This window comes from Pseudomonas vranovensis DSM 16006 (assembly GCF_000425805.1).
GTDB lineage: Bacteria > Pseudomonadota > Gammaproteobacteria > Pseudomonadales > Pseudomonadaceae > Aquipseudomonas > Aquipseudomonas vranovensis.
On the sequence record NZ_KE384459.1, the window covers coordinates 74,345 to 97,718 of the forward strand.

Sequence of the window (23,374 nt, forward strand, 5' to 3'; positions counted from 1 at the left end):
GGCCAGGGCCGGAGTGCGAGCGTGTTGAGGGGCATGCCTGAACGACGAATGAGCGAGTGATTAATTCAGCGAATTATTGGAAAAGCCGGGCCTGGACGAATTTCAGCGGACCGAAACCAGGATCACGCCGTCACTGTGACGCAATTTTACCGGGAGTACCTGCGGCAAGGCCCTGACCAACTGGCCGAGGTCGGTGGTGTCGTAGAGCCCGCCGAAACGCAACTCGCCGACCTCGGCACCATCCAATTGCAGGGGCACCTTGAGGTAGCGGTTTATCTGTGGGATGGCATCGCGCAGGCTGACGTCATCGAGCATCAACTTGCCGTTGCGCCAGGCCGCCGGACGCGCGGGGTCGATACGCTTGAGCTGGAGCATGCGCCCCTGGCTGGCCACCGCTTGCATGCCGGCGGTCAGCTCGGCGCCCTGGTTGCGGCCGTCGCCGCCCTCGCTGCGCGACACCAGTACGCTGCCCTCGGCCACGCTGACGGTGGTCTGCTCCTGGGCGGTCCAGACATTGAAGTGGGTACCGGTCACCCGCACGCTGGCGTTGTCGGCGCTGATCACGAACGGTTTGTCCAGATCGCGCTGTACATCGAAATAGGCCTCGCCATCGCGCAACACGACCTGGCGCTGGTCACGAAAGCCCAGGTAAAGCATGCCCGTGCGCTGATTGAGCTCTACCTGGCTGTGATCCGGAAGCTGCACCTGACGGCGCGTCTGCTCGGCGCCGTAATAGCGCACGCTGCCCGGCACCACACCCCACGACCAGCCAGCTCCCCAGGCGCCGCCCACGGCCAGTACCAGCACAGCGGCACGGGCCAGCAACGGCACAGCCCGGCGTCGACGTACGGGTCCGGCGTTCGGCACCGCTGCACGCGGTGGCAACTGTTCGCTCACCTGCCAGACCTTGCACATGTTGGCGTACTCCACCGCGTGCTCCGGGTCGGCATCGTACCAGCGCAGGAATTCGGCACGGTCCGTGTCGGTGCACTCCTCGAAATGCAGGCGCACACACCAGTCGGCGGCCATTTCGCTCGGGGCTTTGTTGTGAAGGGAGGGGTTGGGCATGATGTGCTGATAGCAAAATAATTTCGCCAAGCTTACTCCATCCACTTTGCTTTTGCTGGCTTTCACCCCGATTTCGCTGCACGCGGCGTACGCGGTATCGGCCCCTTCTGAAAAACCTGCTCGTTCGTTCGTCAAGATGAACGCTGCTGATGCGTTGACCAACTGGCCAGCGCCCAGGGCACAACTTCAAAGGAGGATTCGCGAATGTCCCAGCGACAGTCCAGCAACAAGCCCTTCGACGTGATCGGCGTCGGCTTCGGCCCTTCCAACCTGGCCCTGGCCATCGCCCTCGAGGAGCAGGCCGAGACGGCGGGCCGCCGGGCCAACAGCCTGTTCCTCGATCGGCAGACTGACTATCACTGGCATGGCGATACCCTGGTCAGCCAGAGCGAACTGCAGATTTCCTTCCTCAAAGACCTGGTCACCCTGCGCAACCCCACCAGCCGCTACAGCTTCGTCAATTACCTGCAGCAGCACGGACGCCTGATCGACTTCATCAACCTGGGCACCTTCTACCCGTGCCGCATGGAATACAGCGACTACCTGCGCTGGGTAGCCGGGCACTTCAGCGCGCAATGCGCCTATGGCAACCGTGTCGAGCGGGTAGAGCCGGTCATTGGCATCGACCAGAACATCGAGCTGCTGGATGTGGTCTCGGTCGACAGCCAAGGCCGAGAGCACCGTCGCCGTAACCGCTCGGTGGTCGTCGGTACCGGCGGCACGCCGCGCATTCCAGGCGTGTTCAAGGGGCTGCGCGACGATGGCCGGGTGTTCCACCATTCGCAATACCTCAGCCGCATCACCCAGCAGCGCTGCGCACGCGGTGAGCCCATGCGCATTGCCGTGGTGGGGCGGGCAAAGCGCCGCCGAGGCGTTCATCGACCTCAACGACAGTTACCCGAATGTGCGGGTCGCACCTGATCCTGCGGAGCGAAGTGCTCAAGCCTGCCGACGACAGCCCGTTCGTCAACCAGATCTTCGCCCCGGAAAACACCCATCTGTTCTTCGATCAGCCCGAGTCCGAACGCGAGCGACTGATCAGCGAGTTCCACAACACCAACTACTCAGTGGTGGACCTGAACCTGATCGAACAGATCTACGGCATCCTCTATCGCCAGAAAGTCTCCAAGCGCGAGCGCCATGCCTTCCGCTGCCGTACCCAGGTGCAAAGCGCCAGTGCCGGCGAGCATGGTATCCGCCTGCACCTGCGCGATGTCGCCACCGGCCACGAAGAAGCGCAGCACTATGATGCCGTGATCCTCGCCACCGGCTACGAGCGCAAGTCGCACAAAGCCCTGCTCGCGCCGCTGGCCGAGTACCTGGGCGAATTCGACGTCGAGCGCAGCTATCGCGTGCGCGCCACGCCGAACCTCAAGGCCGGTGTGTTCGTCCAGGGCTTCTCGGAAGCCAACCATGGCCTGAGCGACACCCTGCTGTCGGTGTTGCCGGCACGCGCCTGGGAAATCTCCGAGGCCCTGCTGGACATGGCCGAAGGCGGCGGGCACGGTCACCTGGAGCTGCTCGACAACGTGTTGTCGGCATCGGCCTGAGGAGGCTGCCTGAATGAACATGACCACCGCACAGCTCACCCCAGCCAATGCCCCCACCCGCAGCAAGCCACAGGGTGAGCTGTACCGTCGCTACGACGAGCACCTGGGGCTGTGGTTCTCCCTGCGCACGCTGGACATCGACGCCGATCTTGCGCTGTTCAACCGCTGGCAGAACAACACTCGCGTCGCGCCCTTCTGGGACGAACAAGGATCGCTCGACGAACACCGTGCATACCTGCAGAAGATCGCCGACACCCCGCATATCTTCAGCGTCATCGGCTGTTTCAACGACGAGCCCTTTGCCTATTACGAGGTGTACTGGGCCCTGGATGATCGCATCGCGCCGTTCTTTCCGGCCGGCGAGTTCGACCGGGGTATCCATATGCTGGTGGGTGAAGAGCATCATCGCGGCCCGGCCAAGGTCGACTGCTGGTTGCGCTCGCTGGTCGACTGGCTACTTTGCGACGAGCCGCGCACCTGCCGCGTGGTGGCTGAGCCACGGGCCGACAACGACACGATGATCGGCTACATGGCCTCAGTGGGTTTCACCAAGCACAAAGAGTTCGACTTCCCGCACAAGCGCGCAGCCCTGATGGTGCTCGAACGCGCCGACTTCCGCCCGATGCCCTTGGGCTGACCTCCCCTGCCGGGCGCACGGCGCCCGGCCCTCCCCTTGTTTCTCAGTGCTGCAGTGCCTGGGCCAGGCTGCTCGCCAATTCTGCATAGACCTGATCGATACCCGGCATGATTGCCCCCATGCGCAACAGATCATGGGTCGCCGCGTAGTGGCGACAGGTCACGCTCACCCCGGCCTCTTGCAACCGTTCGGCGTAGGCAGCACCCTCGTCATGCAGCGGATCATACTGCGCCAACCCCACGAACGCCGGGGCCACACCCCGCAAGTCCCCGCACAGCAGCGGCGAGAAGCGCCAGTCGAGGCGATCGGCCGGCGTGCGCTGATACTGGTTGTAGAACCACTCCAGCGTCGCACTTTCCAGCAGGTAGCCTTCGTCGAACAGGTCGTTGGAGACCGTCGTGCGCGAGGCATCGGTACTGGGATAGCACAACAGTTGCAGGCGAATCTGCGGCCAGTCCTGCGGCGCCCGTGCCGCCTGGATCGCCAGCACGGTGGCCAGGGTCGCCCCGGCACCGTCGCCGCCAACCGCCAGCCGGTTCGCATCCAGGCCCAACGCGCTGCCCTCGGCCAGCAGCCAGCGCAAGGCATCCTCGGCATCGAACAAGGCCGTGGGGAAGCGATGTTCCGGCGCCCGCCGATAGTCCACGGCGAGCACCCCGCACGGCGTGCGCCAGGCCAGCTCGGCGCAGATACCGTCATGGGAGTCCAGGCTGCCCACCACATAACCGCCGCCATGAAAGTACAGCAGCACCGGCAACGGCCTTTCGCAGGCGACCTCGGGCAGATAGAGCCGCAGCCGCAGATCGGCGCCATCGCGTGTGCGCGCCGTCAACGCGCGGCGCGCAACTTGCCGCGGCCAGGGCCAGACCAGCCCCGCGGAGGCTTGCTCGAAGGATTCGCGCGCCGCTACCGGTAACAAGGCGTGCAGCGGAGCACGGCCGGCAAGCCGGCCCTCCTCCACCAGGTCCAGGAAAGCCGTTAGTTCAGGGTGCAGTGACATCGTCCAGAGTCCTTGAAAAAGGGTGGCGCGGCTCATGAGAGCCGCTCGCATTGATCGATCAGGGCGTGCAGCTCTGCCTGGAAGCTATCCAGCAGGCTGCCCTCGCCCGGCTCGGCGCGGTCTTCGCCCAGGGCATGGCTGTCGAAACAGGTACTGACGAGGGTTCGTCAGCGGTGGTACCGGTAACGAACAGGGTGGCTTCGGCCAGGCCGTAGCACGGCAGGAACGCCAGTGGGTTGAAACCGGTGCCTGCGAAGTGTCGGGCGAAGGCTTGCAGGCTGTCCTGGCGAACCGGTTCGGACCCGGAGAACAGCACCCGCAGGCAGCTCAGATCAAGTTTGGCCAGGACGGTCTCGCTGACCCGCTCGGCTGCCAGGCGGAAGGCGAAGTCCGGCGCGCCAGTATGGGTTGCACGGTACTGGCTGATCGCTTCGAGCCAGCGCGCAGGACGCTCGACGAAATGCCGCGGCGACATCAGCACCAGGGTCGCGCCTCGGTACAGCGACAGCAGCAAGCAGCCGATCAGCCCCATGTCGTGATAGAGCGGCAACCAGCTGACGAAGGTGTCGACTTCGCGCAGGTCGAAGCCACTCACCATCACCCGCTCGTTGGCGACCAGGTTGCCGTGACTCACTTGCACACCCTTGGGGGTGGCCGTTGAACCGGAGGTGTACTGCAGGAAGGCGATGTCTTCGCTGGCCGGCCGGCGCACCTGGCCGGTGCCGCTCCCCGCCAGCGCCAGGGTGTCGACCGACAGCGTGGTCGGCAACCCCTGGTCGAAGGCCTGTACCAGCGATTCGCGCAGATGAGCCTCGGTCAGCACCAGGCTTGGCCGGGCATCGTCGAGGATCGCCCGCACCCGGCTCAGTTCGTACTGGCGCAACGACTCCGGCGGCAGTGCAGGCACAGCGATAATGCCGGCATACAGGCAAGCGTAGAACGACACGACATAGCTCGGGCCACTCTGCATCAGCAACAACGCCCGTTCACCGACGCGCGCGTGGCGTGACAGTTCGCCCGCCAGGTCACGGGCCTGGCGGGCGAGCTCGGCATACGTCAGCGTCAGGCGCTGCGCCTCGCCATCGAGCAGAAAATGCACCGCCGGCTTGTCAGGTTGCCGGCCTGCATGCGCGATCAGCGCATCGACCAACGACGAATGGAGGGCTGTCATGTCGCACCTTTGCAAAGAAAGTGAGAGTCAGGGCGTGTACCGGCCATGCCCGCCAACGGCATGGCCGGGTGTTCCATGGAGGCCCCCAGGCACGCCACAAGGTGGTCGAGCACCGCGCGTTCCTGCTCCTGAATGAAGAAATGGCCGCCGGCAAACAGTTCCAGGCTGAAGCCGACACCGGCATGCTCGCGCCAGGCCAGCAGTTGCGCCTCGCTGGCGCGATCCTCGGTGCCGGCCAGTACGTGCACGGGGCACGGCAGCGGCGCTGTCGGCTGGTAGCGATAACGACCGCACAGGAGGAAGTCTGCGCGCAGCACGGGCAAGGCCAGACGCATCAGTTCGGGGTCTTGCAACGCCTCCAGGGGCGTACCTTGCAACAAAGCCAGTTCGGCCAGCAGTTGCGCATCGCTCATAGGTTGGCGAAACCGCAGGTAGTCGCGATGGGCCGGCGCCGAGCCGCCCGACACCAGCAACGCCCGCGGTGGCGGCAGGCACTGCGCCCGCAAGGCACACGCAAGCTCGAATGCCAGCAGCGAACCCATGCTGTGGCCGAACAATGCGTAAGGTCGATAGGTTTCGCCCCGCAGTTCGCGAGCCAGTTGCGCTGCCAGGTCGACCAGGTCGGTCGCCAGTGGCTCACCTGCGCGGCTGCCGCGCCCGGGGAGCTCGACAGGACGGATGTCCAGCCAGGCCGGCATGTTGCGACGCCAGCGCGCATAGCCCATGGCACTGGCGCCCGCATAGGGCAGGCAGAACAGGGTCAGCACAGCGCTCACCGGCCAGCCTGCCCGTCCATGTGCTGGCGCAGGCTCAGGGGACGCATGTCGGTCCAGACCGACTCGATGAAGTCCAGGCAGTCTTGCTTCGGACCGCTCTTGCCCGCTTCGCGCCAGCCTGCTGGCAGCCCTTTGTAGTCGGGCCACAGCGAATACTGCTCCTCGGCGTTGACGAGCGCTTTGAACGTTGCATCTTCGCGGTCGAAAGCCATTTTCCGATCCCTCAATCTGTCGAGTAAAAGCGACTCGGCTTTCGCCTTGTCAGGTGGTTTCCTACACGACGAATGACTGAGAAAGATCTTCAGAAGGTGGTTTTGTGACCGTTGCCCAGGACCGGGAAGGTTGAATGGGAGAGTTGTTGCAAATAGTTCTTAATAAGTCTAGATTCTCCACCCTCGCTGGCAGACTTTCAGAAGAACAGATCAGGTGCCTCATGCAAAAATCCGGTGCAGCCAGAAGTGGTTCTCCCTTGCTTGACGTGTTCTATGACCAGCGCTCACGCCTGATCGGTCTCGCCGCACGGATCACCGGGTGCCGCAGCCATGCCGAAGACATCGTTCATGAAGCCTTCATGAAAGTCGACGATGCCGGAGAAACCGAGCAAATCAGGTCTCAGGCGTCCTACCTCACTCGCGTGGTGCGCAACCTGTCGATCGACCATTACCGTCGACGCCAGTTCGAGGAACGTCTGATAAGCCAGGACACCGACAGCTACGAGGCGCCCGTACACCATGCCGAGACACCCGAAGCCCTGGTGTCGGACCAGCAACTGCTGGAGCGGGTTTCCGGGGCCCTGGCCGACCTGCCTGAACGCACCCGCTATGCCTTTGAAATGTGCAGGATCCACGGCATGAAACAGAAGGACATCGCCAAGGCCCTCGGCGTATCCCCGCCCCTGGTCCACGCGATGATCCGCGAGGCGCTGCTGCATTGCCGGGAAAAGGCGCTTTGAGGCGTTGTCGAGCCTTCGTCCCCACCTATGAACACAGCTCATAAGTGTTTGCCGATTTTCCCGTCTAGTCGCTGACTGCTTCCACGACGACTGTTTCCCCAGCGAATCATGCAGGGCGGACAGGCAACTGCCCACGCAGGGAAGCCAGATGCAATGGGATTTCGAAAAAGACGGTCACGCACTCAAGGCACGCGTCGAGGGGCAATGGACATTCAACAGCAGCATCCCGATCCTGCGCGCGGCCGTCGCGGGGTGCGGGCTGGCTTACCTTCCGCAGGACATGATGGTCAACGAGGTTGCCAACGGCACCCTGGTGCGGGTGCTGGACGATGGGTGCCAGCCCTTTGCTGGCTACCACCTCTACTCCCCCAACCGCCGCGAGCATTCCGCTGCGTTCAGGGTCGTCATCGATGTCCTGCGCTATAGGGGTAACGGCAGGCGACGGGTATACTGCGCGGCTCTCCATTTCATAGCCTGTCCCGATGAAAAAATTGTTTTGCGCAGTAACCCTGTTGTTCGCCGTCACCCTTCCTGCTTTTGCCAATCCCCCCGCAACGTTCACCGAAGCCAAGATCGTCGCCAAACAGAAGGTCTACCTCGATCAAGCCACCAGCGCGATGGGTGACCTGTACTGTGGTTGCAAATGGACCTGGGTCGGCAAGTCCGGCGGCCGGGTCGATGCCAGGTCGTGTGGCTATGAGACCCGCAAGCAACAAAGCCGTGCCGAACGCACGGAGTGGGAACACATCGTGCCGGCCTGGACCTTTGGCCACCAACGCAAGTGCTGGCAGAACGGCGGCCGTGAACAGTGCGTCGACAGCGACCCGGTGTTCCGCGCCATGGAAGCCGACCTGTTCAACCTCTATCCGGCAGTGGGGGAAGTGAATGGTGATCGCAGTCATTTCAACTACGGGATGGTGTCGGGCGTCGCGCCTCAGTATGGCCAGTGCACGACCAAGGTGGACTTCCAGCAAAAAGCCGCCGAGCCTCGCGACGAGGTGAAAGGCCTGGTGGCCAGGACCACCTTCTACATGTTCGACCGTTACAAACTGAACATGTCACGCCAGCAGCAACAGTTGCTCATGGCCTGGGACAAGCAGCACCCGGTGACCACCTGGGAGCGCGAGCGCAATCGGCGGATTGCCGCGATCATGGGGCACGCCAATCCGTTCGTCACCGGCGAGCGTCAATGGACACCGGGGTACAAGCCGCTAGGCAGCGTCGCTGCGGCGGGTACGGTGAAAGCGCCACGGGCGGCAGCCAAGCCGACCCTGGCCAGTGCAGACGGCATGATCATCGGCAACCGCAACAGCCAGGTGTATCACTTGTCCAGCGGCTGTCCGGGCTTTACGCAGGTGGCTGGCAAGAATCAAGTGACCTTCAGTTCCGAGTCGCAGGCTCGAGCGGCCGGGTATCGCAAGGCCGGCAACTGCAAGTAGCGTTGTGCATGACGACCGAGTTGCGGTCGATCGCAGCCTGGCGGCAACGGCTACAGGTGCAGCCCGCTTTGCATCACCAGCACACCACCCAGGCCGATCAGGATCGAACCGCTCAGGCACGGCACCAGGCGCTGCAGCCCCGGTGCTGCACGGGTGGCATCGACAAACTGCGGCAGAAAGGTCAGGAAGAACAGTGCCGTCTTCGGGTTGAGCACCTCCACCACCACACTGTCGTGCAATACCCCTGGCGCGCGTACTGCCTCGGCCGTCACCGAGCGGCTCAGCGACTTTCGCCTGCGCGGCATGAATGGCCTGCACGCAATCGACCCTGCGCGCCGCTACCTCACTGCCGATGTACCGGCGATCATCACCGCCGACACCTCCAGCGCCTGCCTTGAAGCCACCGCCGGCAGTGAATTTCGCGTACTGCAAAAAACCGCTGGATGCGGCGGTGCTTCAAGAGAGTCTCAAGGCATGCCTGGCATGATCGCCTGTGTAATGACCTGGGAAGGGGCCGCCGAACCCGGGTTACTCCTGTTTTAGAGTGACTGCAACGTGCTGGATGCAGGCGGCGGCGCGTTGGACGCTGGACTCGCCCCTATCAGTCGACTGCGGCAGAACGAACAATGGATATGAATATATCGACTACAGGCACGCTGCGCCCGACCCGGTAGGCAGGGTAAAAGAACCCATGAATCCAGTAGGGGATTGCCGCGGCTGGGGCATAAAAAACAGGTTGAACAACCGCCTTATAAACAGCCGTACGAACATGAACTTGCCCTAAAAGGTGCGACAAAAAAGAGCATGAACGGAGTGGTAACAATGCGCGCTGGCGATATCCCGCAGCAGGTCGCTGAGCCTGACTTTTTCCTGGCGCTCCACCATGGCCACATCGAAGCCGATGTCATCATTGTAGGCCACAGCGTCCTCTAGTTTTTTTCGACTTGTGTAGGGAGAAACTCGCCCAACACCGTGAAACGTAAAGTGGGGAGGCCACACGAAATGATCCCTGACCCGACTGCCCACGTAATAGGTATCAATGACAGGAGGAAGCCTGTGAAGCCCGCCGACAACGAAGCCGGAATTCAATAAAAGCGTGTGGCCATCAGGACAATAAAAACACACGGGTACGGGCACATTAAAATACGTGGTCAGGTTGAGTGGCTCTACACCCCCACGTTCTGCGTTCACAGCCGTCACGCTCGAACTGTGCCCCACGATGTAGAGTTGATTGCTATTGCTGGCACGCTTCTTTATGAGCGTACAGGTTTTCCTGTGTTCTACGACCACCTTGCAACACCTCCTGAAGAATGAGAGACCCGCTAGACCTCTCGCCGAATTCAACAGCTGCAACACGCGAATCCCGTTCAGGCTAAAGCGATAGTACGCGATCAGCCCGACCACAGGGCCCGGACTCTTCCTAGTTTAAAATGACTGCCGCGTGCCAACGCAGTTGATCAACCCGCAACGCCGCCTAGCGCTTCACTGGGCTTCAGTGCGTGTTTTCGTAGGTGGGCGCGCTTTCTTGGGACCCGCACGTGGATGCAAGCGCCGCCAACCCAACACCACGCCGCTGACGCTGATAACAAAGCCGCCCACACTGAAGGCAATAATCAAGGCTTCCCGCAACAGCGGACGCTCCAGCAACGGCAACCAGTCCCAGCTGTGCAGCAGGTTGAACAGCCAGCGATACACCCGCATGCGCTGGTCGAGCTGCTCGATCACCTCGCCACTGTAGGGGTCGATATGCACCCAAGTACTGGCGGGGTCGTCGAAGCGCACCCTGAGCATGGGCAGCGGCTTGCGCTGTTGGGCGTACATGCTCGGCTCGGCCCGGGCGAAGTAGTAGAAGTCGTAGCCCGTGAGCCAGAGGAAATCCACCTGGGCATCCGGCTGCATGGCCAGGGCGCCGTGCTCCAGAATCGTTCCCGGCACCTGCAGGTAGGGCTCACTGATCCCTGCGGCAGGGAGTACGCGGCGGTCTCCGGTGCGATCGTAGGCCACCAGGTACGCCACACCACCGGTGATTCTCCAGTCCAGCTCGCGGGGCTCGAAACCCACCTGGTGGAAACGCGCCAGTGCTGTTTCGGCCGACAAGGCAAATGCCTCCGGCCGCAGCTCGGCGCCCCGATAGGCCGCCTGCGACAGCGTCGACTGGCTGGCGAACAGTTGCCAGGGCCGCATCGACACCAGGCCGCTGAAGATCCAGGCGATCAGCACAAAGCCGAACAGCAGGCCGCCGATGTGGTGCCAACGGGCAAACCCGCCGGAATACGGCGAGCGCGAGCCGCTGCGGTAGGGTTTGGCGAAGCGCCAGCGCATCAGGCCGATCACTTGCCCGAGGATCGCGGCCACGGTGCCGGCCAGCGACAGGTAGATGACCACATCAGCCGCCCAGTGGTCGAACACGCCGCCGCGCAGTGGATACAACCAGTGCAACCAGGCGCCGACCCAGTTCCACAGTCGCTCCTGGGCAGTGACGTCACGCACCACCCGACCGTTGTGCTGTGAGATGTACAAGCGCCGTTGTTCGGCATCGTCCACCTGCACCACATGAAACGGCCGCTCGCTGTCCAGCGCGCGGGAGTGGCTCCACATGTCCTGGTCCACCAGGCCCAGGTAGCGAACCCCTGGCCCACGGGCAAACGCAGCACCGGCAAGCAGTGCATCTGCCTCGCCTAGCGCAGCGATGCGCTGGCCGCTACGGGCATCGATGGCCACCTGGGGCTTGCCCGGGTAGCTCAGCAGGTAACGGGGCTGATTGGCGATGGAGGTCAACTTCACGCTGTGCGGGGCCGCCTGCTCGCCGCTGGCAGCCAGCGCACGGTCCAGCCCCACGCAACAGGGTTTTGCAGGCAATGGCGGCAGCGGCGCCAGCCGCTCGGCGGGCGTCAATGCGGGGTAGCCGACATACAGCATCACCACCCCCGAGACAAACCACAGGGCCATGAACAGGCACAGCACAATCCCCAGCCAACGGTGCCAGAGGTACAGGTAGCGTTTCAATCCGGCTCTCCTTAGAAGCGCGTATCCAGTGCAACTTCCAAGGTGCGCGGTGCGCCCTGATAAAACATCGTGCCGTAGGCTTGCCTGGCATGGATTTCATCGGTGAGGTTGCGCACGCGGGCGGTGATCGAGGTGTGCGAATCAACCTTGAACCGGGCAAAGGCGCCATACAGCGTGTAGGCCGGCGCCTTGAGCGTATTGGCCGTGTTGGCATACACCGTATCGACGTAACGCGCGTCCAGGCCGACTTGCCACGCCGGCTGGATAGCGTAGGTCATCCACAGGTTGCCGACCTGGTCGGGCACGTTGGTTGGCGTGTTGCCCTTGCGCGACACCGGCAGGCTGGCGACGGTTTCGATGAACCGATCGTACTGTGCATCCACATAGGCATAGTTGCCTTCAAGCATCAGCTTCGGCGTGACCTGCAACCTGCCCGCCAGCTCGACACCCCTCGAGGTCTGTTGCCCTGCTTGAAGCGTGTTGTTGAGGTTGTCGGGGTCGGTAACCGAGAAGTCCTTGCGCACGATCTGGTAGGCAGCCAGGGTTGCAGCGCCACGGCCGTCAAGGAAGTCGAACTTGGTGCCGATTTCAGCCTGTTCGCCGGTGGCCAGCTTGGCATGTTGCAGCTGGGACGCCGTCGCCGTCGCCAGGGAGCCTGCGGGTGGGTCGGCGGCGGTGCTGTACTGCACGTACAGGTTGGCGTCTGGGGTCAATGCGTAGACCAGCCCGATACGCCCGGTGAGTGGCCGCCAGGTTTCCTTGAAGAAGGCCGGGTTGGCGGGCGTGACAGCGCCGTAGTTGCTCACTTCAAGGCTTAGGTGGTCGTAACGCACACCGCTGAGCAGCGAGAGTCGCTCGCTCAGTTCGAGGCGGTTTTCCAGGAAGCCGGCCAGGATCGTGATGTCGTTCTTGCGCACTTTCTGCAAGCCGCGATTGAACCCGGGAATGTCATCGAACCCACCGGGATCGAAGTCATCTGGGTCTTGCAGGTCGTACGGCACGCCGGAAAACGCGCTATTGGGATACAGCCGCTGCTGGTTGCGCGAGTAGTCCAGGCCGCCGGTCCACTGGCTGTGTAATCCGAACACACTGTTGTCGTGGCGCACGTCGAAGCGGTTGCCGTTTACCTGCTGGTCATGCCGTTGCTGGAACGCCGAGTAGCGACCCACTTGGCTGTTGTCGGCGTTATAACGGTAGCTTTCAATGTTGCGGTAGTCGCGCTGGCCGCTGTAGTGGTACAGCGTGTTGTGCAGGCTGGTGTTGTCATCGAACTGGTAGTCGATGATCGAGCGCACCCACCGCACGCGCTGCTCATAGCGGCCATCGGCAACGTTGTAGTTGTCGAAGCGCCGGCGTTTGTCGATTTTCATGGTACTGCCGATCGGGTTGAGGATCGGCGAACCCCAGTAGGGGCTGTGTTCCTGTTCTTCCAGGTACTCCAGGGCCAGGGTGTGGCTGAGTACAGGCGTCAGGTCGCTGAGCAGGGACACGGCGCTGCTGGTCGACTCGCGCTGGTTGCGGTCCATGTAGCCGTTACTACCGGTACGGCTGATATCCAGGCGGGCAAAATGCCGTGGGTCGGGGCCGTCGCTCAAGGCGTGGTTGACGCCCAACGCCACTTCCGAGGTGTCGTAGCTGCCATAGCGCAAGCGGGCCTCAACGGGCTGTTCATCACGGCTGGCCAATTTGGTGATGTAGTTGATCGAACCGCCCACGGCACCGGCGCCATACAAGAACGTCGAGGGGCCGCCAATCAGCTCGACGCGGTCATAGATCCACGCATCCACGGGGCGCGCTGCGGCGGTGTAGCTCATACCCAGGCCGTTGTACAACTGGGTGATCTGCCCGGCGCTGAATCCACGGTACGACACAAACCCGCCAAAACCGGGGTTGGCCGAGGCATTGTATAGCGCTCAACGAGCGTTGGCCGCATACGCTTGGTTCGCCTCGTTACAGTGACGATGAGCCTCGGCGAATGAGTGCACTCTAACTAAGCCACTAGCCATCACAAATCGGAATACTCCTAAAACAATGCCGTTCCATTGATTTTTTTCCTAAACACCCAACGCAGACGACCGTTGACTTGTCGTTATAAGACGATTCCTATTTATTTAATTAATCGCTTGATGACGGCGTAACAGTTTCGCGTGGTAGTTACCTGTAAACACCGTTTTTGTGTAGAATCCGCGCCGGGTGCCACCGCAACACCGCGGCAGGGCAGGTTGAATTCAGCGCAGGTCGGGCCGCCGCGCGGAGCTGACGTGCCTATGAGCCTGGATTCCCCACGCCCACAAAACACCCGCGACCTGAGTCAGTCGCCTTCCACCCTGGCCTTTCTCACGCGCTTTTTCGCTGCCGAGTCCGCCGGTGGCGTGATCCTCATGGCCGCTGCACTGGCCGCGCTGATCGCGGCCAACTCACCGTGGGCCGAGGTGTACTTCGCCACCCTGCAGGTCAAGCTCGCCGGGCTGTCGATCGAGCACTGGATCAACGATGGCCTGATGGCGATCTTCTTCATGCTGGTGGGCCTTGAGATCAAGCGCGAAATACTCGCCGGCCAGTTGTCGACCTGGAGCCAGCGCGCCCTGCCCGGCTTCGCGGCCCTTGGCGGCATGCTGGTACCCGCGGTGATTTACCTGGCGATCAACTGGGGCAGTGCCGAGACCACCAATGGCTGGGCCATCCCCGCGGCGACCGATATTGCCTTCGCCCTGGGTGTGCTGGCCCTGCTGGGTAAGCGCGCGCCGCTGTCGCTGAAGATCTTCTTGTCGGCCCTGGCGATTCTCGATGACCTGGGGGCGGTGGTAATCATCGCGCTGTTCTATACCAGCGGCCTGTCGGTCAGCATGCTGCTGGCGTCACTGGCAGTGATCGTGTTGCTGGTGGTGCTCAACCGCTGCGGCGTGCAGCGGCTGTGGCCTTACCTGCTGGCGGGTGGCCTGCTGTGGTTCTTCATGCTGCAGTCGGGCGTGCATGCGACGCTGGCGGGTGTGATCCTGGCCCTGTGCATCCCGCTGGGCAATGCCGACACCCCCCGGCAGTCGCCGCTGCTTTACCTTGAAGAGAAGATGCACCCCTGGGTCGCCTTCGCCGTGGTGCCGATTTTCGGCTTTGCCAACGCCGGGGTGTCGCTGGCCGGTATTACCCCCGACCACCTGCTTGAGCCGGTCCCCCTGGGCGTGGCCCTGGGCTTGTTGCTGGGCAAGCAGATTGGCGTGTTCGGCCTGGCCGCACTGGCGATTCGCGCAGGCTTGGCCAAGCTGCCCGAGGGTTGCAACTGGATGCAGTTGTATGGTGTGGCACTGCTGTGCGGTATCGGTTTTACCATGAGCCTGTTCATTGGCGCGCTGGCGTTCCCGGGCGCGCCGCATCTGATCGATGCCGTGAAGGTGGGCGTGCTGATGGGCTCGCTGGTGTGTGGCCTCCTCGGCGTCGTCGTGCTGCTCAGGGCCGGGCGGTCAACTTCGGCGTAAACGGTGGGGCCAAGGCGACTGCTGCGCAGTCGATCGCAGCCTCGTTCCTCGGCAGCGGCTTGGAGCCTGCGATCGGCCGCGCCGAACGGGCGACAGGGCGGCTACCTAGCTTGTGTAGCCGCTGGCGGCAGCCTGCGATCGGCCGCGCAGCGGTCGTCATTCAAGCGGGGCAAGCCCGCGCCTAGCATCGTGCCGGGTTCAAGCCGCACGCGCACCGTTACCCCACCATTCCCCGCAACACAAACGCGGTAAACCCCCGCACCTCGGCCTGATGGCGCTGCAGGTCGAGCGGCGCCTGGCTGCACAGGCGCAACAGCTGCACATGCCCGTAGTCGTTGAACAGGAAGGCCGCGTAGTCGGTGTCCAGGTCTGCACGCAGTTTGCCGCTGTCGCGCAGGTCACAAAACAGCTGCGCCAGCTCGCTCACCAAGGCATCGTTCACCCGCTTGTACGCCTCGGGCACCGCCTGTTGCGTGCTGCCCAGCAACGGCAACAACGGCGGCAGAATCTCGCGCCAGAGTGGCGCCGGCAACACAGCAAAAGCGTACTCGGTGAGGCATTGCTCGAAGTAGCAGATGGCATCCAGCGCCTCGGCAAACTCCGGCGCACGCCGGCGTGCCTCGGCAATGGCGCGGTGATCGGCCTCGCGCAGTTTCTCCAGCAGGATCTCTTGCTTGCTGCCGAAATAGGCAAACACCGTGGGTACCGACACCGCCGCCAACCGGGCGATCTGCTCCATGGTCGTGGCCTGGTAGCCCTGGCTGTCGAACAACTCCAGCGCCGTGCGGCTGATCGCCTCGCGGCGCATCGCCTTCTGCTGTTCACGCAATCCGCTCACTGCAACTCCTTTCCTTGATCTGATCCGGCCCTGCGGGGATACCCGCCAGCATACCCGGATTTTTCACTGGCAAAAATATTTTATTGACTAAAACATTTTCACGGATCAAGAATATTTTTACGCCAACCAGGCCCCCACCTCCAACTACAACGACAATGGGAGCAGTACCGATGACCCGAGCCAGCCACGCCTGGACGCTGTCGATACTCACGGCCGTAATCTGTGAGCACAGCTACGCCGCTTACGCCTTTGAAGCGGCGGGCCTCAGCGGCGAGTTCAGTCTCGGCGCCGGGGCCGCCAGTATCAACGCCCGCAACGTCAATTTTGGCCTGGGTCGTATCGACCTGCGCGATGGCCACATCGACGGCGAACGCGTCGATTGGCAAGAGGCCTACGTCAAGCCCGGCCTCACCCTGGGCTATGCCCTGGCCCCCGACACGCGTCTGTTCGCAGGCGGCGCGCTGCTCGGCGCGCATACCTTCGGCGACGGCGATGCCGGCGGCTACACCCGCGACGGTGACGGCCGGGGAGCAGTCGAGCAAGCCTACGCCGGGGTGCAGCTCCGCGACTGGACGTTCACCGCCGGCAAGCAGGACTTCATGGTCGGCAGCGGTTTCATCGTCATGGACGGCAACCTCGACATGTTCGACGACGGCGCCTACTGGCTCGGCCCACGCACAGCGTTTCGCGACGCGGCGGTGCTCGGCTTCGGTCACGGCGAAGTGGCAGCCCAGGCCTTCAGCCTGCACACCGACGACCACCTCGGTGACGTTCGCATGAATGGCCTGAACCTCGACTACACCCCCGGCGGCCACGTGAACCTGGGCCTCATGGCCTTGCGCGTTAGCGCCGACGACCCGTACGCCAACCCGCTGCAACCGCGTGACGGCATGCGGGTGTACAACCTGCGGACGCTGCAGGCCAAGCTGCCGGGCCTGGCCGACCTGACCCTGCACGGTGAGTACGCACTGCAACGCGGTCACGGCGCTGGCGTCGACTATCACGCCAGTGCCTGGTACGCGCAGGCCGACTACGCCTTCCCCGCCCTGCCCCTGCAACCCCTGCTCAGCTACCGCCATGCGCGGTTCTCGGGCGATGACGATCCCGGCGACCACACCCAGGCCGCCTGGGATCCGTTGAGCAAGGGTTTCATCGGTTGGAGCACCTGGCTGATCGGCGACATTGTCGGCAACTACCTGCTCTACAACAGCAACGAACGGGTCGACCAATGGACGTTACGCACCCAACTGACACCAACCTTCACCCTGGGCGGCATCCACTACCGCTTCAGCCTCGACGAAAAAGCCCTCAACGGCATCCCGGTCAGCGACCGGCGCTTTGCCAACGAAAACGTGGTGTTTCTCGACTGGCTGCCGACCCCGAGCGTGGCCGCTTCGTTTGCCTTCAACTGGGCCCAGCCCCTGGGCGCGGCGCGCGAACGCTACGGCAATGACGATTTCCGCACCCTGTCGATGTACGTCACCTATCGCTATTGACCCCTTGCCTTCCCCTGAAAAGTGAGACCCACCATGACTGCCCAAGCGGCCACTGCCGACCTGATCATCCACAACGCCCGCATTTACACCGTCGACCAGCACCGCCCCTGGGCCAGCGCCGTGGCCGTGGCCGGTGAGCGCATCCTGCATGTTGGCGACGAGGCCAGCGTAATGACTCATGCCAATGCCTGCACCCGGCTGATCGACGCTGGCGGCAAACTGGTGCTGCCAGGCTTTGTCGAATCGCACTGGCACTTCTCGACCACCGCCTTCGCCTTCCAGGCCTTCGTCAACCATGAAGACCCCAACCAAGTGCTGGCCATGCTCAAACACTACGTCGACACCCACCCCGACGAAAAAGCCATCACCGGTATGGGCTGGATCCAGGCCTTGATGCCTGCCGAGGTACTGCGCCGCGAAGTGCTCGACGCTATCTGCGCGGATAAACCAGTGTGCCTGCTGTCCACTGACTACCACACCATGTGGGTCAACAGCTGCGCACTGGAAATCGCCGGCATCGACCGCCACACCCCGCCGGTGGAGGAAGGCGCCAGCTGGTTCGAGAAAGACCCAGTCAGCGGCGAGCCCACCGGCGTGATTGTCGACGGCGCGGCCTATTCCTTGCTGATGCAACGTTTGAGCGAGGCCGGCTACCTGCCGGTTGGCATCGACCTGTACCTGCGCTCGATTGCCCTGTGGCAAGAGAAACTGGTAGCGGCCGGCATTACCACGGTGTTCGATGCAGGCTTTCTGGACCCCAGCGGCGACCAGACCCTGCTCTACGAAACCCTGCAACAGCTTGAACGCGAAGACCGCCTGAAGCTGCGGGTAGTCGGCAGCTTCATCGACATGGGCACCGAGCCCGATCCGGTCGCCATCCTGCAAGACCTGCGCCGCCGATACGACTCGCCGTTGGTGAAGGCCCAGGCGCTGAAGCTGATGCTCGACGGCACCGAGATGAACCATACCGCCTTCCTGCTCGAACCCTATTGCGACAAGCCCCATAGCTGCGGCTCGACGACCATGCCCGAGGCGGTGTTCGAACGACATGTGCGCAAAGCCGATGCCAATGGCATCGACGTCATGGTTCACGCCGTGGGCGATGGTGCCGTGCGCATGGCCCTGGACGTGTTCGAACGCACCTTTGCCGCCAACCCGCCCCGCGACCGGCGCCACGTGATCACCCACGCCTTCCTCACCCACCCCGACGACATCCCGCGTTTTCGCCGCATCGGCGTGATGGCCAACACTCAATTGCAGTGGGGCGTGGTGGATGCCTATGCCGAGGCCATCCAGAAGTCCTATGGCTATCAGCGCTGGGCCTCGATGTACAAGTTCCGCACCTTCATCGACCAGGGCGTCACCGTGTCGATCGGCATGGACGGCCTGGCCTGCCAGTGCCGCTGCCAACATCGTCCGGTAGAGCATATCGAGTCGGGCCACACTCGCCAGTTGAGCGGCGAGCCGGATGCGCCGGTGATGCCCGATGGCAACGAGCGCTTGAGTATTCCACAACTGATCGCCGCCTATACCCTCAACGGTGCCTACCAGTTGGGCCTGGAAAAGGAGATCGGATCGATCACCGCGGGCAAGCGTGCCGATATCATCATTCTGGAGCAGGACCTGTTCGAGCTTGAGCGCTACCAGATCGGCAAGACCGAGGTGGCGCTGACCCTCATGAACGGGCGCATCACCCACGACGCCGGCACCACCGGCCAGGCCTGACCCCGATCGACGCGGCCATCGCCGGCCGCGTCCCCTGCCCCTGTCGCCGGAATCGATCATGCACAACAACAATAATGCCCTGCTCTTGCGCGCCGTCCTGATCTACATCGCTGCCACGTCACTGATCATTATCGGTGTTCAACCTATTTTCATCGGCCTGGTTGCCGAACGGCTGGCCCTGGGGCTGAGCCAGCAAGGCTGGATACTGTCCATCGAAATGACCGGTACCTTGCTCGGCAGCCTGTTGCTACCGGCGCTGGGCCGGCGGCTGTGCGGGCGCAACCTGTACCTGGGCGCCGCGCTTGCCGCCACCGTGCTCAACCTGGCCAGTGCCAGCCTGGACAGCTACACCACGCTGCTGGTGTGCCGCTGCGCCTGTGGCATCGCGGCTGGCGTGCTGTATGCCGGGGCCATCAACGCCCTCGGCCGGCTGCCCGGGCAAGACCGCTCCTTCGGGCTTTCGCTCCTGCTGCAAACGGCACTCTTTGCCCTGTATGCCACCACCCTGCCGCACGTGGCGCAGGACTACGGCAGCCGCGCGGCGATTGCATCCATCGCCCTGTGGTTCGGCTTGATCCTGCTGGTGGCCCTGGTCATCCCCACCCACTTGCGAATCGGCGCCTCGGCACGCAACACCGGCGACGGCAGCGGCTCGGCACTGATCGGGCGCTTCTCGTTGCTGGGCATGCTCTGCCTGCAACTGGCGATCTACTGCATCTGGGGCTTTGTCGACCAATTGGCCCGCGAGCGTGGTATCAGCGCCCTCGACGTTGGCTGGGCCTTCGGCCTGGGCGTACTCGGCGGCCTGCCGGGCGGCGCGCTGCCCAGCCTGCTCGGCGGGCGGGTCAGCCGCGGCCCGATGATCGCCCTGGGCTCGCTGCTGGTGCTGTTGTCGATCGTCATGCTGGCGCGCTACACCCACGACGCCGACTACTTGTGCGCCGCGCTGTTTGTAATGAACTTCGGCTGGGTGCTGGCCCTGACCTACTACATGGGCGCCATCGCCACCAATGACCCGCGCGGCAACCTCACGCCGATGGTCAGCGTGCTGCAGTCCGGCGCAGCCGCCTTGGCACCGGCCTTTATAGCGGTGCTGCAGATGGGCGATGCGCGGGACTCGATCTTCATCAGTGCCGGCGCGGCCGTGGTCGCGGGGTGTGTGCTCAAGTCCCTTGCGGGCTGGGCGCATCGCGCCAATGGATCCATTAAAATTTAATCTCTGTTCGATTATCGCCCGAAATGGCGAACGAAAAGCTAACTATTCGTTGACTCGCTCTCCGCAAAGCACCTTTAATGGATCCATTAAATAAAAACAATCGCTGAGCGGAGAGCCTCATGTACCCGAAGAACACCTGGTATGTCGCCTGCACCCCTGACGAAATTGCCGACAAGCCCCTGGGCCGGCAGATTTGCGGTGAACGCATCGTTTTCTACCGAGGCCAGGAGAACCGCGTCGCCGCTGTCGAGGATTTTTGCCCGCACCGCGGTGCGCCGTTGTCGCTGGGCTATGTCGAGAACGGCAACCTGGTATGCGGTTACCACGGCCTGGTGATGGGCTGCGACGGCAAGACCGTCGAGATGCCCGGGCAACGGGTGCGGGGCTTTCCGTGCAACAAGACCTTCGCCGTGGTCGAGCGCTACGGCTTTGTCTGGGTCTGGCCGGGCGAGCAGTCGTTGGCGGATGCGGGCTTGATCCCGCACCTGGAGTGGGCCGTGAGCGATGAGTGGGCTTACGGCGGGGGGCTGTTTCACATCGGGTGCGACTACCGCCTGATGATCGACAACCTCATGGACTTGACCCACGAAACCTACGTACATGCCTCCAGCATCGGCCAGAAGGAAATCGACGAAGCACCGCCAGTGACCACCGTCAACGGCGACGAGGTAGTCACTGCCCGACACATGGAAAACATCATGGCCCCGCCGTTCTGGCGCATGGCCCTGCGCGGCAACGGCCTGGCCGACGACGTGCCGGTGGACCGCTGGCAGATCTGCCGCTTCACCCCGCCCAGCCATGTATTGATCGAAGTGGGCGTGGCCCACGCGGGCAAAGGTGGCTATCACGCCGAGGCGCAGCACAAGGCCGCGAGCATCGTGGTCGACTTCATCACCCCCGAGACCGATACCTCGATCTGGTACTTCTGGGGCATGGCGCGCAATTTCGCCGCGCAGGACGACGCCCTGACCGCAGACATCCGCCAAGGCCAGGGCAAAATCTTCAGCGAAGACCTGGAGATGCTCGAGCGCCAGCAACGCAACCTGCTCGACCACCCTCAGCGCAACCTGCTCAAGCTCAACATCGACGCCGGCGGCGTGCAGTCGCGCAAAATCCTCGACCGCCTGATCGCCCAGGAACGCGCGCCCGAGCCGCAGTTGATCGCCACCACCGCCACCCCGGCCTGACCCCAGCCACACTCCCGAGGACCGAACATGATCGACGTCGTGGTGGTATCCCGTACCCGTGAAGCGCAAGACATCTACAGCTATGAACTGGCGGCCGTCGATGGCAGCCCGTTGCCGGCGTTCAGCGCCGGCGCGCACATTGACGTGCATCTGCCCGACGGCCTGGTCCGCCAGTACTCCCTGTGCAACCACCCCGAGGAACGCCATCGCTATCTGATCGGCGTGCTCAAGGACCCTGCCTCACGGGGTGGCTCGCGCTGCATGCACGAACAGATCGACTGTGGTGCCCAACTGCGCATCAGCGAGCCGCGCAACCTGTTCCCGCTGGCACACGGTGCCCGGCGCAGCCTGCTGTTTGCCGGCGGCATCGGCATCACCCCGATCCTGTGCATGGCCGAGCGCCTGGCGCATATCGGCGCCGACTTCGAGCTGCATTACTGCGCTCGCTCCAGCGAGCGCGCAGCGTTTGTGGAGCGCATCCGCACGGCCCCGTTTGCCGACCGCCTGTTCCTGCATTTCGATGAACAACCCCAGACAGCACTGGATGCCAGCAAGGTCCTGGCCAATGCGCAGGACGATATTCACCTGTACGTGTGCGGCCCTGGCGGCTTCATGCAGCACGTGCTCGACAGTGCCAGGGCGCAAGGGTGGCAGGAAGGCTGCCTGCACCGCGAATACTTCGCCGCCGCACCGGTGGATACCGCCAACGATGGCAGCTTCTCGGTACAGGTGGGCAGCACCGGCCAGGTCTTCGAGGTACCCGCCGACCAGAGCGTGGTGCAAGTGCTGGAGCGTCATGGCATCGAGATAGCCATGTCGTGCGAGCAAGGCATTTGCGGCACCTGCCTGACGCGGGTGCTGGACGGCGTGCCGGAGCATCGCGACCTGTTCCTGACGGAGGAAGAACAGGCGCTGAACGATCAATTCACGCCCTGCTGCTCGCGCTCGAAAACGCCGTTGCTGGTACTGGATATCTGAACCGCGTCACGACGAGGGCAGGATCACCTTCATGCGCTCGTCGGTGGTTGCCACACCGAAGGTTTCGGCATAGCGCAAGGTGGCATTGGCATGCTCGCGCATAATCGCTTCGGCGCGGGCGCCCTGGCCGTTGAGCAGCGCGTCGAACACCGAGTGGTGCTGCATGTGCGCGTAATTGAAACGTCGGTACTCGCGTGCCAGGTCGTGACGGTCCACGGCCAGCGCAGTGACCGAGGCGAATGGCAGGTGATCGTTGCGCGCCAGCGCATCGGCGATTGCCGGGTTGTGGCTGCCTTCGACGATCACCTGGTGAAAGCGCATGTTGAGGTCGTGATAGGCCTCGAGGTCTTCCTCGGTGACAAAGCCTTTTTCGAACAGCTGATCACCTTCGTGCAGGCAGCGCTGCAGGGTGTCCCGTGCTTCAGGCGACAACCCGCGCTCGGCGGCCTGGCGTGCGGCCAGGCCTTCCAGCACACCGCGCACCTCGACGGCGCCGGCGATATCGTCGGCACTTACCGAACGCACCTGAAAGCCACGGCCGCCAAAGCGCACCAGCAGCCCTTCCTGCTCCAGGGTACGAAACGCCATGCGCACCGGCATGCGTGAGACGCCGAACAGCTCGGCGGTAGGGATTTCCATCAACCGCGCGCCGGCGGCCAACTCGCCCGAGGCGATCATCTTGCGCAGCGCAACCAGTACCAATTGACCGGGCTTACTCATCCAGGCAACTTCCAGAAAACATGGACCGCCATACTACCGCAAGGTGAGTGCTGTGGGAGCGGATGTCCCTCTACCTCTGGCGACCGCTGCGCGGCCGATCGCAGGCTGGCGCCAGCGGCTACACCGGCAATCCGTAGCCGCT

The 23,374-nt window shown here is 63.3% G+C and carries 19 protein-coding genes and 4 pseudogenes; 12 read left to right on the top strand and 11 right to left on the bottom strand.

Going from position 1 to position 23,374, the window contains the following annotated elements:
- Window positions 1-102: 102 nt before the first annotated feature.
- On the bottom strand, window positions 103-1,098 hold the full coding sequence (locus H621_RS0126245) for a FecR family protein (RefSeq protein WP_245219134.1): 996 nt from the start codon (window positions 1,096-1,098) through the stop codon (window positions 103-105).
- 174 nt (window positions 1,099-1,272) lie between these two features.
- Between H621_RS0126245 and H621_RS27630 the strand changes: the two are divergent.
- Together H621_RS27630 and H621_RS27635 are read left to right on the top strand one after the other, a co-directional pair.
- Window positions 1,273-2,618 (top strand): annotated as a pseudogene (locus tag H621_RS27630) (lysine N(6)-hydroxylase/L-ornithine N(5)-oxygenase family protein).
- Between the two features lie 40 nt (window positions 2,619-2,658).
- Window positions 2,659-3,255, top strand: a pseudogene (locus H621_RS27635) (GNAT family N-acetyltransferase); the annotation flags it as partial.
- Between the two features lie 43 nt (window positions 3,256-3,298).
- Here H621_RS27635 and H621_RS0126260 read toward each other — a convergent pair.
- Genes H621_RS0126260 through H621_RS0126275 form a run of 4 tightly spaced genes read right to left on the bottom strand, consistent with a single transcriptional unit; the run spans window position 3,299 to window position 6,414 of the window.
- A complete protein-coding gene (locus H621_RS0126260; RefSeq protein WP_028946231.1) occupies window positions 3,299-4,255 on the bottom strand; it encodes an alpha/beta hydrolase in 957 nt (318 codons plus the stop codon).
- Between the two features lie 58 nt (window positions 4,256-4,313).
- Window positions 4,314-5,426 (bottom strand): AMP-binding protein, encoded by a 1,113-nt coding sequence (locus H621_RS0126265; protein WP_028946232.1) that lies wholly within the window; start codon window positions 5,424-5,426, stop codon window positions 4,314-4,316.
- Entirely contained in the window at window positions 5,423-6,202 is a 780-nt protein-coding gene (locus tag H621_RS27640) for a thioesterase II family protein (protein ID WP_084168059.1), read from the bottom strand. Before H621_RS27640 ends, H621_RS0126265 begins: the two co-directional genes overlap by 4 nt.
- Complete coding sequence (locus H621_RS0126275; protein ID WP_028946233.1) at window positions 6,199-6,414, bottom strand: MbtH family protein; 216 nt, start codon at window positions 6,412-6,414, stop codon at window positions 6,199-6,201. Before H621_RS0126275 ends, H621_RS27640 begins: the two co-directional genes overlap by 4 nt.
- A 221-nt stretch (window positions 6,415-6,635) precedes the next feature.
- Here H621_RS0126275 and H621_RS0126280 point away from each other — a divergent pair, with 221 nt between their 5' ends.
- The 3 genes and pseudogenes from H621_RS0126280 to H621_RS0126290 all read left to right on the top strand — a co-directional run bounded on the left by H621_RS0126280 (window position 6,636) and on the right by H621_RS0126290 (window position 8,593).
- Window positions 6,636-7,154 (top strand): RNA polymerase factor sigma-70, encoded by a 519-nt coding sequence (locus H621_RS0126280; protein WP_028946234.1) that lies wholly within the window; start codon window positions 6,636-6,638, stop codon window positions 7,152-7,154.
- 124 nt (window positions 7,155-7,278) lie between these two features.
- A pseudogene (locus H621_RS28350) lies at window positions 7,279-7,578 on the top strand (LysR substrate-binding domain-containing protein); the annotation flags it as partial.
- Between the two features lie 58 nt (window positions 7,579-7,636).
- A complete protein-coding gene (locus H621_RS0126290; RefSeq protein WP_028946236.1) occupies window positions 7,637-8,593 on the top strand; it encodes an endonuclease in 957 nt (318 codons plus the stop codon).
- Between the two features lie 50 nt (window positions 8,594-8,643).
- Here H621_RS0126290 and H621_RS28355 read toward each other — a convergent pair whose 3' ends face one another.
- Window positions 8,644-8,898: a hypothetical protein gene (locus H621_RS28355; protein ID WP_209420979.1), complete on the bottom strand. Its 255-nt coding sequence runs from the start codon at window positions 8,896-8,898 to the stop codon at window positions 8,644-8,646.
- On the opposite strand from H621_RS28355, the gene H621_RS27650 reads away from it, so the two are divergent.
- Window positions 8,897-9,136: a hypothetical protein gene (locus H621_RS27650; protein ID WP_036990443.1), complete on the top strand. Its 240-nt coding sequence runs from the start codon at window positions 8,897-8,899 to the stop codon at window positions 9,134-9,136. The genes H621_RS28355 and H621_RS27650 overlap by 2 nt on opposite strands.
- A 237-nt stretch (window positions 9,137-9,373) precedes the next feature.
- Here the strand turns inward: H621_RS27650 and H621_RS28650 are convergent, their stop codons facing one another.
- The 3 genes and pseudogenes from H621_RS28650 to H621_RS27655 form a co-directional block, all read right to left on the bottom strand.
- Window positions 9,374-9,883 (bottom strand): putative adhesin, encoded by a 510-nt coding sequence (locus H621_RS28650; protein WP_156905665.1) that lies wholly within the window; start codon window positions 9,881-9,883, stop codon window positions 9,374-9,376.
- A gap of 192 nt (window positions 9,884-10,075) precedes the next feature.
- A complete protein-coding gene (locus H621_RS0126310) occupies window positions 10,076-11,599 on the bottom strand; it encodes a PepSY domain-containing protein (RefSeq protein ID WP_028946238.1) in 1,524 nt (507 codons plus the stop codon).
- 11 nt (window positions 11,600-11,610) lie between these two features.
- A pseudogene (locus tag H621_RS27655) lies at window positions 11,611-13,503 on the bottom strand (TonB-dependent receptor); the annotation flags it as partial.
- Window positions 13,504-13,866: 363 nt separating this feature from the next.
- Here H621_RS27655 and nhaA point away from each other — a divergent pair.
- Window positions 13,867-15,072 carry a Na+/H+ antiporter NhaA gene (gene nhaA, locus H621_RS0126320; RefSeq protein ID WP_036990445.1) on the top strand — a complete coding sequence of 402 codons (1,206 nt, stop codon included), beginning with the start codon at window positions 13,867-13,869 and terminating at the stop codon, window positions 15,070-15,072.
- A 217-nt stretch (window positions 15,073-15,289) separates the two neighbouring features.
- On the opposite strand, the gene H621_RS0126325 is transcribed toward nhaA, so the two are convergent.
- Complete coding sequence (locus H621_RS0126325) at window positions 15,290-15,910, bottom strand: TetR/AcrR family transcriptional regulator (RefSeq protein ID WP_028946240.1); 621 nt, start codon at window positions 15,908-15,910, stop codon at window positions 15,290-15,292.
- A 170-nt stretch (window positions 15,911-16,080) separates the two neighbouring features.
- On the opposite strand from H621_RS0126325, the gene H621_RS0126330 reads away from it, so the two are divergent.
- The 5 genes from H621_RS0126330 (at window position 16,081) to H621_RS0126350 (ending at window position 22,512) form a co-directional block, all read left to right on the top strand.
- Window positions 16,081-17,406, top strand: a complete 1,326-nt coding sequence (locus H621_RS0126330; protein WP_028946241.1) for a hypothetical protein — start codon at window positions 16,081-16,083, stop codon at window positions 17,404-17,406.
- 33 nt (window positions 17,407-17,439) lie between these two features.
- Window positions 17,440-19,131, top strand: coding sequence for an amidohydrolase (locus H621_RS0126335; RefSeq protein ID WP_036990447.1), 1,692 nt, complete (start codon window positions 17,440-17,442; stop codon window positions 19,129-19,131).
- Between the two features lie 58 nt (window positions 19,132-19,189).
- Window positions 19,190-20,347, top strand: a complete 1,158-nt coding sequence (locus H621_RS0126340; RefSeq protein ID WP_028946243.1) for an MFS transporter — start codon at window positions 19,190-19,192, stop codon at window positions 20,345-20,347.
- Window positions 20,348-20,466: 119 nt separating this feature from the next.
- Window positions 20,467-21,534: an aromatic ring-hydroxylating dioxygenase subunit alpha gene (locus H621_RS0126345; protein WP_028946244.1), complete on the top strand. Its 1,068-nt coding sequence runs from the start codon at window positions 20,467-20,469 to the stop codon at window positions 21,532-21,534.
- Between the two features lie 27 nt (window positions 21,535-21,561).
- Window positions 21,562-22,512, top strand: a complete 951-nt coding sequence (locus H621_RS0126350) for a PDR/VanB family oxidoreductase (RefSeq protein ID WP_028946245.1) — start codon at window positions 21,562-21,564, stop codon at window positions 22,510-22,512.
- Window positions 22,513-22,518: 6 nt separating this feature from the next.
- Here the strand turns inward: H621_RS0126350 and H621_RS0126355 are convergent, their stop codons facing one another.
- Complete coding sequence (locus tag H621_RS0126355; protein WP_028946246.1) at window positions 22,519-23,232, bottom strand: GntR family transcriptional regulator; 714 nt, start codon at window positions 23,230-23,232, stop codon at window positions 22,519-22,521.
- Window positions 23,233-23,374 lie beyond the last annotated feature (142 nt).

Coding starts and splice junctions, on each gene's coding strand:
- H621_RS0126330 (WP_028946241.1), top strand. CDS start 16,081: ATGACCCGAGCCAGCCACGCCTGGACGCTGTCGATACTCACGGCCGTA.
- H621_RS0126260 (WP_028946231.1), bottom strand. CDS start 4,255: ATGTCACTGCACCCTGAACTAACGGCTTTCCTGGACCTGGTGGAGGAG.
- H621_RS27650 (WP_036990443.1), top strand. CDS start 8,897: ATGAATGGCCTGCACGCAATCGACCCTGCGCGCCGCTACCTCACTGCC.
- H621_RS0126265 (WP_028946232.1), bottom strand. CDS start 5,426: ATGACAGCCCTCCATTCGTCGTTGGTCGATGCGCTGATCGCGCATGCA.
- H621_RS0126355 (WP_028946246.1), bottom strand. CDS start 23,232: ATGAGTAAGCCCGGTCAATTGGTACTGGTTGCGCTGCGCAAGATGATC.
- nhaA (WP_036990445.1), top strand. CDS start 13,867: ATGAGCCTGGATTCCCCACGCCCACAAAACACCCGCGACCTGAGTCAG.
- H621_RS0126340 (WP_028946243.1), top strand. CDS start 19,190: ATGCACAACAACAATAATGCCCTGCTCTTGCGCGCCGTCCTGATCTAC.
- H621_RS0126280 (WP_028946234.1), top strand. CDS start 6,636: ATGCAAAAATCCGGTGCAGCCAGAAGTGGTTCTCCCTTGCTTGACGTG.
- H621_RS0126345 (WP_028946244.1), top strand. CDS start 20,467: ATGTACCCGAAGAACACCTGGTATGTCGCCTGCACCCCTGACGAAATT.
- H621_RS0126350 (WP_028946245.1), top strand. CDS start 21,562: ATGATCGACGTCGTGGTGGTATCCCGTACCCGTGAAGCGCAAGACATC.
- H621_RS0126335 (WP_036990447.1), top strand. CDS start 17,440: ATGACTGCCCAAGCGGCCACTGCCGACCTGATCATCCACAACGCCCGC.
- H621_RS0126275 (WP_028946233.1), bottom strand. CDS start 6,414: ATGGCTTTCGACCGCGAAGATGCAACGTTCAAAGCGCTCGTCAACGCC.
- H621_RS0126290 (WP_028946236.1), top strand. CDS start 7,637: ATGAAAAAATTGTTTTGCGCAGTAACCCTGTTGTTCGCCGTCACCCTT.
- H621_RS28355 (WP_209420979.1), bottom strand. CDS start 8,898: ATGCCGCGCAGGCGAAAGTCGCTGAGCCGCTCGGTGACGGCCGAGGCA.